Raw genomic sequence first — 10,260 nt, 5'->3', positions numbered from 1 at the left:
TGCACGCTCCGCGACCATCGGGATGGTGACAGCGTCGCTGCCCCGCTCGGCGATCAGTTCCTCGACGGCCTTCCTGATGGACGTCAGCACCAAGGCACTGCGGCCGCCGGTGCGCCGCCGCGGGGACGATTCTCCAACCATCCCACCACTATAACGCACACGGCTTGGCGTTAAGCCTCCTCCGGGTTTACAGTGACCCTAATGCGCAAAGTTTGGCCTTAGGAGGCTCCGGGGCGCTTCCTACGCGCTCGGCCTGCTGGCGGCCCTGCTGGTCGCCGGATCGCTGTCCGACCACATCGGACGCCGGCCCGTCCTGGTCGGCTCGCTCCTGATGGAGCTCGGGGCGATGCTCATGTTCGTCTTCGCTCCGGACATCGGCTGGGTCATCGCGGCCCGCACCATCCAGGGCATCGCCACCGGCGCGGCCACGAGCGCCTTCTCCGCCTCGGTCGTGGAACATGCTCCGCAACGCCACAAGAAGCTCGGCACCATCATCACCAGCATCGCTCCGGCGGGCGGGCTCGGCTTGGGCGCCCTGCTGACCGGCGCAGCGGTCCAGTTCAGCAGTCAGGCGACTGCGATCGTGTTCACGGCCCTTGCCGTGATCATGGTCGTCGGCACGGCCGTCGCCGCGTTCTCCGCGGAAACCGTCGCCAGGCGTCCTGAAGCGGCACGCACCCTCATTCCCCGCGTCTCCATCCCACGGGCCGCACGTGGTGAGTTCCTGGCGAGCATTCCCGTGCACATGGCCGCATGGATGTTGGCCGGTCTCTTCATGGGGCTCGTTCCCACCATCATCCGGGACCTGCTGGGCCTGCACAGTGGTCTTCTGAACGGTGCCACGGCCTTCGTCGAGCCCGCGGCAGCCGCCGTGGGCGGCCTGTTCCTCGGCCGTCTGACAGCACGCCGCACCATCTTCGTCGGCGGCGTGGGTGTGCTGCTGGGAACCGCCGTGATCGAGGCCGGTGTCGCCACTGGGATGCTGTCTCTGCTGTGGGTGGGAGGCATCATCGGCGGTGTGGGCTTCGGCGCCTCGTTCTCCGGCGCCATCCGGACCATCGCCCCGCTCGCACAGCCCCACCAGAGGGCAGGGCTCTTCGCATCCATCTACCTGGTCGCCTACCTGAGCTTCGGAGTGCCGGCCGTCATCGCAGGACTCCTGATCGCTCCGGTCGGTCTGCGGGGCACCGTCCTCGGCTACGGTGTCGCCGTCCTCGTCGCCGCAACCGTCGGCCTGGTCGCGCAGTACCGCGTCAATGCACGCAGCTGACCCGGCAAGCGCGCAGGTTGCTGGAGGCGGCACGGCTGGCGGCAGGCAGACAGGTGGCCGGTCGACGTCTTGCGTCGGGACCGGGCGCCCGCCTCACGCGGACTCGTACGAGACTCGCTCACCGAGCGGGTCGGTGGACAGGAGTTGCTCGGTCCAGATGCACTTGCCGGACCCTGTGTAGCGGGCGCCCCACCGGCTGGTCACAGCGGAGATCAGCTGGAGGCCGCGGCCGTTCTCGTCGGTGTCGGCCGCTCGACGGATTCTGGGCATCGCGGGGCTGGCGTCAGCGACTTCGCAGATGAGGGTTCGGCCGCGCAGCAGCCGCAGCGTGATCGGCCCTTTTGCGTGGCGGACGACATTGCCGACGAGCTCGCTGGCGACGAGTTCGGTAGTCATGATCAGCTCATCCAGGTTCCAGGCGGCGAGCTGGGCTCGGACATGCGCGCGGGCCTGGCCGGCGGCTGTGGGGTCGTCTTGCAACTGCAAGCAGGAGACGTTCTCGGGAGCCAGCGCCTGGGTGCGGGCCACGAGCAGTGCGCTGTCATCGCGGCTGCGCTGGTCGGGCAGCAGGGTGGTGATCAGGCGGTCGCACAGGTCGTCGAGTGTCTCTGTCACCTGGACGTGGGCGGGGCGGAGGTGGCGGGCGAGGCGTCCCATGCCTTCGGCGATGTCCAGTCCGCCGGTTACGACGAGGCCGTCGGTGTAGAGCGCGAGGATTGCGCCGTCGGGCAGGCTGAACTCGGCTGTGTCGAAGGGCGGGGTGGCGGCGCCGAGCGGGGGATTGACCGGCAGGTCCGGGAAGTAGCTCGTTCCGTCGGGCCGGAGGACGACGGGCGGAGGATGGCCGGCGGTGATGGCCTGGCACATGCGGCTGACCGGGTCGTAGACGATGCAGAGGCAGGTGGCGTAAAAGCCGTCCCCGAGGCCGCTGACGATTTCGTTGAGGTGGAAGAAGAGTTCGTCCAGAGGTTGCTCGAGATCAGCGAGCGTACGGCCCGCGGTGCGGAGTCGGCCCATGGTGACGGCCTCGGACACGCCATGCCCCATGACGTCTCCGATGACCAGAGCAACCTGCTCGGCCGACAGCGGGATGACGTCGTACCAGTCGCCGCCGGCACTCGTGCCGTCACCGGCGGGCTGGTAACGGGCGGAGGTGGTCACAGCGGGCAGGGCCGGCAGGCACCGCGGGAGCAGACCGCGCTGGAGTTCCTGGGCCCGGCGGTGCTCGGCGTCGTACAGCCGGGCGCGCTCCAAGGCCTGGGCGACCATGCCGCTCATGGCGGTGTACAGGGTGCGTTCCTCGTGGCTGAAGGCGTGCGGATGCTCATAGACGACACAGGAAGCGCCCACGGTGTGCCCGGAGGCGATCAACGGCAGCATCGCCCATGCCTGGGCCCCGCTCGCAGCGGGCAGGTCGGCAAGCGCGGGGAAGCGGCTGATGAACTCCTCCGCGGAGGAGATGAAGTCCAAGGTGCCCTCGATGAAGGCTTGGGCAGACGCCGGAAGTTCTGCGATGCGGGCGCCTTCGAAGCGGTCGAGGCTCTCCTTGGGGCCGGCACTGCTCATCAGAAACGCTCGGCCGTTCTCGTGAGTCCAGACGCTGACGCCTTTGGCGCCGAACAGGGAAACCATGTGGGTGGCCATCACATCGGCCACGTCATGTCCGGTGACCGCACCGGCAAGGGCTCGGGTCAGCTCCACGATGCGCATGGTGCGTTCGACGGCAGCGCCCTCGGCGGAGGCCTCGTCGACTTGCGGGTGCCGGGTGCTGCTGATGTCGGTGATGCACAGGGTCAGGCCGTCCGGCAACGGGGCCAGTCGCACATGCAGCCGTCGGCCGGTGTACGTGCGTATGTCCAGCTCGGTCGGTCTGCCCTCGGCCGCCGCTTGCCTGCCGGCGTCCTCCATGCCGGGCGAGCACAGCGCCGGAACCGCATCCCACAGCACCCGCCCGAGCAACTGCCGCGACGGGGCGAGCAGGCGCTCGGCGTCCGGATTGGCAAAGATGATCCGCCAGGAGCGGTCGACGGCCAGGAATCCGTTGTGCGCAGGCCACAGGACTCGCTCCGCCGGGTCCTTGGCCAGGTGGCCCGACGTGATGTCACGCACGATCCCGGCCAGGCACGGGCCGGAGCCGTCGTCGGCACTCGATGTCTGACCCCGGACCTCCACCCGGCGCATGCCGGCATCCGGCCGGCAGACCCGAAATTCCGCCTGGTAAGGCGTGCGGGCGCGGATGGCCTCGTCGGCCCGGGCCAGCACCTGCGGGAGATCCTGCGGGTGGACCAGTCGCCGCCAGGTACGGATCCGCCCGTCGAATCCCTTCGCGTCGATCCCCAGGATGCCGAGCGCGGCATCGTCCCAGATCACCGTGCCGGTCCCGAAATCCCAGCCCCAGAATCCGACGGGGAGATCCGTGGTGTCGCGGTCGGCCGGGCGTCCCGCGTCCTCAGGTCGAGGAGGTCCCGGGCTGTCGCACAGGCAGTCGGCGATCCAGCTTGCCACGGCCGTCAGTTGCTGGTGCAGGGCCGGCTCCTCCGGCGTACGGGTGAAGACGGACAGTACGCCGAGGGGCTCGTCCGTGGCCGGTACCGGCCTCGGAACCGGAACCGGAACCGGAACAGAGAGCAGTCCGGCTCCCGAGGGCACGCCAGGCAAGCACGCGGCGAATTCGGGGCTCGTCGGCGCCGTCCATGCCGGGGCGTTGGTGCGTACCGCGTATGCGGGAGCCTCCGGCGAGCGGCGGTCGATCTCTTCCCAGCGTTGCGTTGTCGGCCCCTCGACGTTGCTCTCCACCGCCAAGTACAGGCCGCTGCTCCCCAGGGGCCCGAGGTGCACCATTCCGCCCATGGCCTGAGTGACTGTCACCGCGTGGTTCAGTCCCTGCCGTAGCGTGTCGTAAGCGCGCAAATCCGCGCCGTGTGCGGGCGGCAAGCGGGAGCGGAGAGCCTGTGTCGGGGCGCCGGAGGAGGCGCCTTCCGCCGCCTGCGGCTGCTGGGTACACCTGCTCTTGTCTGACATCGTCTCCCACCTGTAACCCGGCAAGGAAATGCGGCAAGGGAATATATAGACAAACCTATCCGAATGGGCGAAATGCCGAAGATCTTGGCTTTCGGGATGGGTGATCTGCTCCGATGCCAGAGCGACCGGTTCCAGCTCGGAACGACCGGTTTCGGCGAGCTGACGCACGTGGAGGCGAGCGCTCGGCCGACCGCATCCCCGACGGTGGCGGCCGCACGGCCGGAACTGGCTCGCGCCCCCGACTCCCATCCGGCAAGAGTTCACTGGAGAGCTGGAGACCATGACTCCATAAGAGTCTATGGGGGCCCTTGGTTTCCTGGTATAGAATGCGGTCATGGTAGAGCAGGAGCGGTCAGTGACCATCGACTCGGACCGGCCGATGGACATCCTCGATGCGGCCTGTCCCAGTCGTGATGTCTTTGTGGACCTGGCCGACAAATGGGCCCTGCTCATGCTGGCGAGCATGCGGGAGCGTGGTGCCCAGCGGTACTCGGAGCTGCAGCGGTCCCTGGGTGGGATCAGCCGGAAGATGCTGTCGCAGACCCTGCGGACGCTGGAACGTGACGGCCTGGTCCTGCGCAGCGTCGACCCTGAGGTCTTGCCGCCCTTGGTGCTGTACGGGCTGACGGACCTCGGCAGTGAGATCGCCGAGGAGACCCGGGCGCTGTGTTCCTGGACCGAGAAGCGGGCCGCAAGCGTGCACGCGGCCCGCGTCGCCTACGACCAGCGCCACGCCTCCGACCAGGGGGTGTGAGGCTGGCCACCAGGCCTCCGCGCGCTGGGTGTTGAGTGCCTCGATGGTGTCGGCATGGCTGTCGTCGAGGACCGTGACATCGGTGGAAGCCAGCCTTGACGGTGTGGGGCCGGCGGGGGCGAGACCGTCGTGTCGCCGCTGCGGGTCCGCGGGGGTGGGGCGGTGCCGTTCCGTACGCCCCACCCGGGTGGGAGCCGGTCAGCGCTCGTCGGCAACCGGTTCGAGGACGAAGAGCGGGATGTCGCGGTCGGTCCCGGCCCGGTACTCAACGAAGGGTGGGTAGGCGGCGTCCGCGCGCTTCCACCATTCGGCCTTCTCCTCGCCGTGGAGCTCGCGGGCGATCATGTCCTGCTTGACCGCTCGGTCCTGCACCTCGACAAGGGGATGGGCGACGACGTTCTGGTACCAGGAAGGGTGTGTGTCGGCCCCTCCGTTGGAGGCGGCCACCGCGTAGGAGCCGTTGTGCTCCACCCGCATCAGGGGCATCTTGCGGATCTTTCCGGACTTCACGCCCTTGGTGGTCAGGATGATGACCGGCAGGTCCAGGAAGGTCCCGCCCTCCGCGCCTTCGGTGGCCTCGTACTGCGCGACCTGGTCGCGCACCCACGAGGTAGCGCTCGGCTTGTATTCACCGTGCAGAGGCATTGTTCGTGCTCCTAGTCGTTCTTCATGGCACGGACCGTGAGGATCCTCGCGGTCCCGGTAAGAGGAGGGCTCTTCACCAGAAGGCCCATGGAGTACTGGGAAGTTGGGGTGCCGGGACGGGTCAGGCAGTGACTTCGGCCAGGGTGGCCCGGCCGACGGTGAGGGCTGCCGCCTGTGCGGTGACCCGCGCCCCGAGGTGTTCGGCGGTGGCGATGTCGGCTTCGTGCACCGTCTCGATGCCACCGTCCTGAGGGGTCTGGGCGCCCGCACCTACCCAGAAGCCGAGCCGGTTGAGGTCGTTCTCGCCGGCCTGGAGGGCGTTCCAGCCCGGGGCCAGTCCCAGGCCCACCCAGATCTCATGTGGTGCTGGGCGGCGAAGGCGGCCAGGAAGTTCAGGGTGTTGAGCTTGTCCCTGCTCTTGGAGGCGGAGTTGAAAGGCAACACCTACGCGCGGCTGGGGGGCAACAACCTGGGTCATCTGGGACTCCTTGGCAAGTCGGACGAGGTGGTTCCCCGTAGTGGTCTCTAAAGTAGACCAAACCTCCATTGGTGTTCAAATAAAAAATGGAGTTCAGGTGTCCGGTGGAGTTCATGGAGGTGGGTGCCGGGCCTGTGTTTCCTCACCCGGGCGGGATGATGCGGTCAGGAGAACAGCCGTGTGTCGTGAGCGGGTCACCGGCTGTTGTGGTCCAGGTGGACCACAACGGCGTACCCTGGCGGCATGGGAAGAAGGCGAGGCTTCGACGAGGCCGCTGTGCTGAATGTCGTACGCGACCAGTTCTGGACGACTGGATTTGTCGGCACGTCCACCTATGACCTCATGGAGGCAACCGGGCTGGGCAAGGGCAGCATCTACAAGGCGTTCGGCAACAAGCACGACCTGTACGTGCGTGTCTTCTCCGACTACTGCCGGGGCCTCGTCGCTCAGGCCCGCGAGCAGCTGCAGGGCGGCCCGAAAGCGGTGCTTCCCTCACCGATGGCGCGACTCGAGCACTACCTCGTCTCCCTGGCCGGCGCCTTCGCCGACGAGTCGCCCCACCGTGGATGCTTCCTCACCAAGGTCACCGCGGACCGTGCCGGTGAGGACGAGGAGGTGGCGCAGACGGCCCGCCGCGCGTTCGACGACCTCGCCGGCGTCCTCGCGGGCGCGATCCGCGACGCCCAGGACGCAGGGGAAGTGGCCGACCATGTCGACTCCTCGGCTCTGGGGTATCTGCTGCTGAGCGTCATCAGGGGCATCGATTCCATTGCCAAGGCGGATGTCGACGCCACGACGCTCAAGCAGGCGGCGCGATCCGCCGTGGCCCTGATCCCGAGGGCAGAGCCGCCTCGTGCGGAGGTCTGACCCCCGTTGAAGCGCCCGGCCTGTAGCCGACCGCGTCCGCGCACCTCGATTGTCGACGGCGTGGACCAGCCAGGAAGAATGGCGGCAACTTCCGCAACGGCACGCGGTGCAAGACCGTGCTGACCGACGGCGGGCCGGTAGAGAGACCGATGCCCCGTGACCGTGACTTTGACCGCGACCGCCGCATTGTCTGCACGACAAACGCGATCGAGTCGGTCAACGCGCGCATCCGCCGGGAGATCTAGGCCCGCAGGGCGCCGGGTCAAGCACATGCCTTGTGGGTCATGGGGCGTCAGCGGGTGGCGGCAGTGGCCCGCTGCGGGTTTCCTGTCTTCGACGGTGCGCGCGAGGGTTTTCCGTCTCTGCGAGTAGCCGCCGTTGTCGGTGATTCTCGTCGGAGTCACGTTGATCAACGACCGTGCTGTCGCAGGTTTCGGCCCTGACCGCCCCTCTCATGCACAAGGGGGCCGGTGCAAAGGCACGTGCGTGGGACTCGCTCCGCGGCGGGCAGGCGAGCGGGGCTGCCTCGGTGTGGATGCCGTCGGCCCAATGGGCGCCGTCGGACAACAGGCGGATGAACTCCGCTGGCCCCCAAGGCATTTGGCGCGCAAGGTGTGGCAGCCGCCGTGGGCAGCGCTGTCGTCGCGGCGGGGAGCTTGGCGTACAGCCAGTGCTCGAACCCGCGTTCATGCCGGACAGGGTGCGTCGTCGACTTGCCTGTGGAAACCGATCAGTTTACGGTGATCTGAAACTGATCGGTTTCCACCGTTTGAGGAGAAGGGGAGAAGGTCCATGACCGCAATCGCAGGCTCGACCGTCCTGGTCACCGGGGGTAGCAGGGGCATCGGCAAGGCGCTGGTCGAAGACCTGTACACGCGGGGTGCCAAGAAGGTGTACGCCACCGCCCGCGACCCGAGGACCGTCACCCACCCCGACGCCGTCGCGCTGGCCCTTGAGGTCACCGACCCGGCCTCGGTGGCCGCCGCGGCGGCGGCCGCGCCGGACGTCACGATCCTGATCAACAACGCGGGCGCGGCCGTCGCCGCCTCCTACTTGACGTCGCCGATAGAGGACGTGCGCCGCGAGTTCGAGACCAACTTCTACGGACCGCTGCTCACCACCAGGGCCTTTGTCCCGATCATCGAGGCCAACGGTGGCGGCCACCTGCTCAATGTGCACTCGGTGGTGTCCTGGATCGCCCTCGGCGGCTCCTACAGCGCGTCCAAGGCCGCCTTCTGGTCCCAGACCAACTCGCTGCGCGTGGACCTCAAGCCCCGCGGCATCAACGTCACCGGACTGCACGTCGGCTACGTCGACACCGATCTGGCCGCCCGCATCGACGCCCCAAAGTCTTCCCCCGCGAGCGTTGCCGCGCTGGCCCTGGACGGCGTCGAAACCGACGCTTATGAGGTCCTGGCCGACGAGGTGACCCGCCAGGTCAAGGCCGGCTTGTCCGGCGACCTCGGCGCGCTCTACCCGCAGCTTGCGCACTGACCATTCAGACCCCGAGTCGGCCTCGAAAACCACTGCGGAGAAGGATGGAAGCCATGAACTCCGCAACCACCACCCAGACGTTCGCCGACGAAACCATCACCGCCGACATCGTCGCTCGGACGGTCTGTCTCCACCCCGGCCGGGAGAACCGTCGCACACTGTGGCATTCGGCCAAGGCCGCCAACGCCCGCAAGGCCGGCCAGTAGCAGTCGAGCAACACCGGGGCGGCGCCCCACGCCGTGCCGTCCCCGATCCTGTGCGCAGAACCCGCCCCCGAGCAGTCCCCTGGAGCCGTGACCACGATGACGATGAACGCCACACCTGCTGCGGCGACAGAGCCCGAGGGGCCGCACCCGGTCTGGCGCGTGCTCACCGAGCGCGCACAGTCCGACAGTCGGCCCGGCGCACGCGCCGACGGGCACCGCGTCGCCCTGGCCATCGAGGGCGGTGGGATGCGCGGCATCATCGCCGGCGGGATGGCCCTGGCTCTCCACGAACTCGGCCTGACCAACGGCTTCGACGCCGTCTACGGCGCCTCCGCCGGTGCCGCGTCCGGAGCGTGGCTGCTGAGCAGCAGCCCGCAGTCGCTGCGCTTCTGGGCGCGTCCCCGCTACGCCAGAACGGCGATCCGCCCCTCGAACCCTCTGCGCGGGCGGCCGCTCGTAGACCTGTACGCCTTCTACGAGGTGCTCTACCGCTACGGCGACCAGGACTTCGCGCCGATGGACTTCGCCTCGATCCTGGACAGCGACATCGAGTACCACCCGCTCGCCACCGACGCCGCCACCGGGGAGTCCACCGACCTGGGGCCCTTCATCGGCGACGCCGCGGAGTTGCGCCTGGCGCTGCGGGCCAGCGCCGCCCTGCCGCTCCTGGCGGGCGACCCCGTGACCATGCGTGGGCGCCGGTTCTACGACGCGGGCGTGTCCGAATCCGTGCCCTACCGAACCGCGCTGGCCCAGGGCGCGACCCATGTCATGGTGCTGCGATCCCGGCGTGCGATCGACGCGGCGCGCCCCTCGCGCTCCGCCCCGGTCATCGCCAGGACTTTGCTGCGCCGTGAGCCTGCTGCCTTGCGCAGGGTGTTCCTCGACCGCGAGGCGCGCCTGGCCGAAGACGACACCGCCCTGGCCCACCACCCGGCGATCGTCTCGATCCGCCCCGCCCCGGGCACGCCGCCGGTCGGCCGCCTGGCTCGCCAGGGCGACCTCCTCGAAACCGCACTGGAAGCCGGGCGCGCCGCCGTCCACGAGGCTCACAGCCACCTGTACTGACTTAAAGCGGTGAGGATCGCGACTCACTGCTCGCCGAGCTGAGCGTCCGTGGGGATTGAGTCGAAAGTCGACGATGTCACCACAGGTGCTACGCGGTCGCGTTGACGTTGACGCCGACGCCGACGAGGCCGAGCGGTCCCGTCCCGGAGGTGGACCGGCCGTGGGTGGGGCCGGTCGGTCGAGCGTGGCGACGCGTCGGCGGTCGGCGGCATGCAAGCGATGGCCGACGGCCGGGGCGAAGTCCTCACCACCTCCAGTAGCCGGCACAGGAAAGCGACACCATGGGTGGCCGTTGTCCTTGTCCGGCGGGCAGGCAAGTACCGTAAGTTCAAAGGTTGATCATGTGGCCGGCGAGGCCGTGGAGGGCGTCTTGGACCGCCTCGCTCAGAGTCGGATGTGCGTGGACGTTCCTGATGAGCTCGGTCACCGTGAGGTCCCATTTCTGAGCGAGGGTCAG

The 10,260-nt window shown here is 68.6% G+C and carries 8 protein-coding genes and 2 pseudogenes; 7 read left to right on the top strand and 3 right to left on the bottom strand.

Going from position 1 to position 10,260, the window contains the following annotated elements; translation table 11 throughout:
• Nucleotides 1-247: 247 nt before the first annotated feature.
• Nucleotides 248-1,270 (top strand): annotated as a pseudogene (locus tag AQJ27_RS38310) (MFS transporter); the annotation flags it as partial.
• A 93-nt stretch (nucleotides 1,271-1,363) separates the two neighbouring features.
• Here AQJ27_RS38310 and AQJ27_RS38305 read toward each other — a convergent pair.
• On the bottom strand, nucleotides 1,364-4,459 hold the full coding sequence (locus AQJ27_RS38305; RefSeq protein ID WP_159064497.1) for a SpoIIE family protein phosphatase: 3,096 nt from the start codon (nucleotides 4,457-4,459) through the stop codon (nucleotides 1,364-1,366).
• Nucleotides 4,460-4,646: 187 nt separating this feature from the next.
• Between AQJ27_RS38305 and AQJ27_RS38300 the strand changes: the two genes are divergently transcribed.
• On the top strand, nucleotides 4,647-5,045 hold the full coding sequence (locus tag AQJ27_RS38300) for a winged helix-turn-helix transcriptional regulator (protein WP_268814598.1): 399 nt from the start codon (nucleotides 4,647-4,649) through the stop codon (nucleotides 5,043-5,045).
• Nucleotides 5,046-5,243: 198 nt separating this feature from the next.
• Here the strand turns inward: AQJ27_RS38300 and AQJ27_RS38295 are convergent, their stop codons facing one another.
• Nucleotides 5,244-5,690, bottom strand: coding sequence for a nitroreductase family deazaflavin-dependent oxidoreductase (locus AQJ27_RS38295; RefSeq protein ID WP_067379360.1), 447 nt, complete (start codon nucleotides 5,688-5,690; stop codon nucleotides 5,244-5,246).
• 121 nt (nucleotides 5,691-5,811) lie between these two features.
• The gene (locus tag AQJ27_RS38290) at nucleotides 5,812-6,039 is read right to left on the bottom strand and encodes a hypothetical protein (RefSeq protein ID WP_425275258.1); all 228 of its coding nucleotides are present in this window, start codon (nucleotides 6,037-6,039) and stop codon (nucleotides 5,812-5,814) included.
• Nucleotides 6,040-6,411: 372 nt separating this feature from the next.
• Between AQJ27_RS38290 and AQJ27_RS38285 the strand changes: the two genes are divergently transcribed.
• The 5 genes and pseudogenes from AQJ27_RS38285 (at nucleotide 6,412) to AQJ27_RS38275 (ending at nucleotide 9,803) form a co-directional block, all read left to right on the top strand.
• Complete coding sequence (locus AQJ27_RS38285) at nucleotides 6,412-7,035, top strand: TetR/AcrR family transcriptional regulator (protein WP_067379358.1); 624 nt, start codon at nucleotides 6,412-6,414, stop codon at nucleotides 7,033-7,035.
• Nucleotides 7,036-7,076: 41 nt separating this feature from the next.
• Nucleotides 7,077-7,226 (top strand): annotated as a pseudogene (locus AQJ27_RS60955) (IS256 family transposase); the annotation flags it as partial.
• A 601-nt stretch (nucleotides 7,227-7,827) separates the two neighbouring features.
• Nucleotides 7,828-8,529 carry an SDR family oxidoreductase gene (locus AQJ27_RS38280; protein WP_067379355.1) on the top strand — a complete coding sequence of 234 codons (702 nt, stop codon included), beginning with the start codon at nucleotides 7,828-7,830 and terminating at the stop codon, nucleotides 8,527-8,529.
• Nucleotides 8,530-8,582: 53 nt separating this feature from the next.
• On the top strand, nucleotides 8,583-8,735 hold the full coding sequence (locus AQJ27_RS56700; protein ID WP_159064496.1) for a hypothetical protein: 153 nt from the start codon (nucleotides 8,583-8,585) through the stop codon (nucleotides 8,733-8,735).
• Between the two features lie 96 nt (nucleotides 8,736-8,831).
• On the top strand, nucleotides 8,832-9,803 hold the full coding sequence (locus tag AQJ27_RS38275) for a patatin-like phospholipase family protein (protein WP_235613747.1): 972 nt from the start codon (nucleotides 8,832-8,834) through the stop codon (nucleotides 9,801-9,803).
• Nucleotides 9,804-10,260: the final 457 nt, after the last annotated feature.

It is taken from the genome of Streptomyces olivochromogenes, from assembly GCF_001514115.1.
Classification (GTDB): domain Bacteria; phylum Actinomycetota; class Actinomycetes; order Streptomycetales; family Streptomycetaceae; genus Streptomyces; species Streptomyces olivochromogenes.
This window is presented reverse-complemented; position numbering and strand designations above follow the sequence as displayed.

Coding starts and splice junctions, on each gene's coding strand:
- AQJ27_RS38295 (WP_067379360.1), bottom strand. CDS start 5,690: ATGCCTCTGCACGGTGAATACAAGCCGAGCGCTACCTCGTGGGTGCGC.
- AQJ27_RS38285 (WP_067379358.1), top strand. CDS start 6,412: ATGGGAAGAAGGCGAGGCTTCGACGAGGCCGCTGTGCTGAATGTCGTA.
- AQJ27_RS38280 (WP_067379355.1), top strand. CDS start 7,828: ATGACCGCAATCGCAGGCTCGACCGTCCTGGTCACCGGGGGTAGCAGG.
- AQJ27_RS56700 (WP_159064496.1), top strand. CDS start 8,583: ATGAACTCCGCAACCACCACCCAGACGTTCGCCGACGAAACCATCACC.
- AQJ27_RS38275 (WP_235613747.1), top strand. CDS start 8,832: ATGACGATGAACGCCACACCTGCTGCGGCGACAGAGCCCGAGGGGCCG.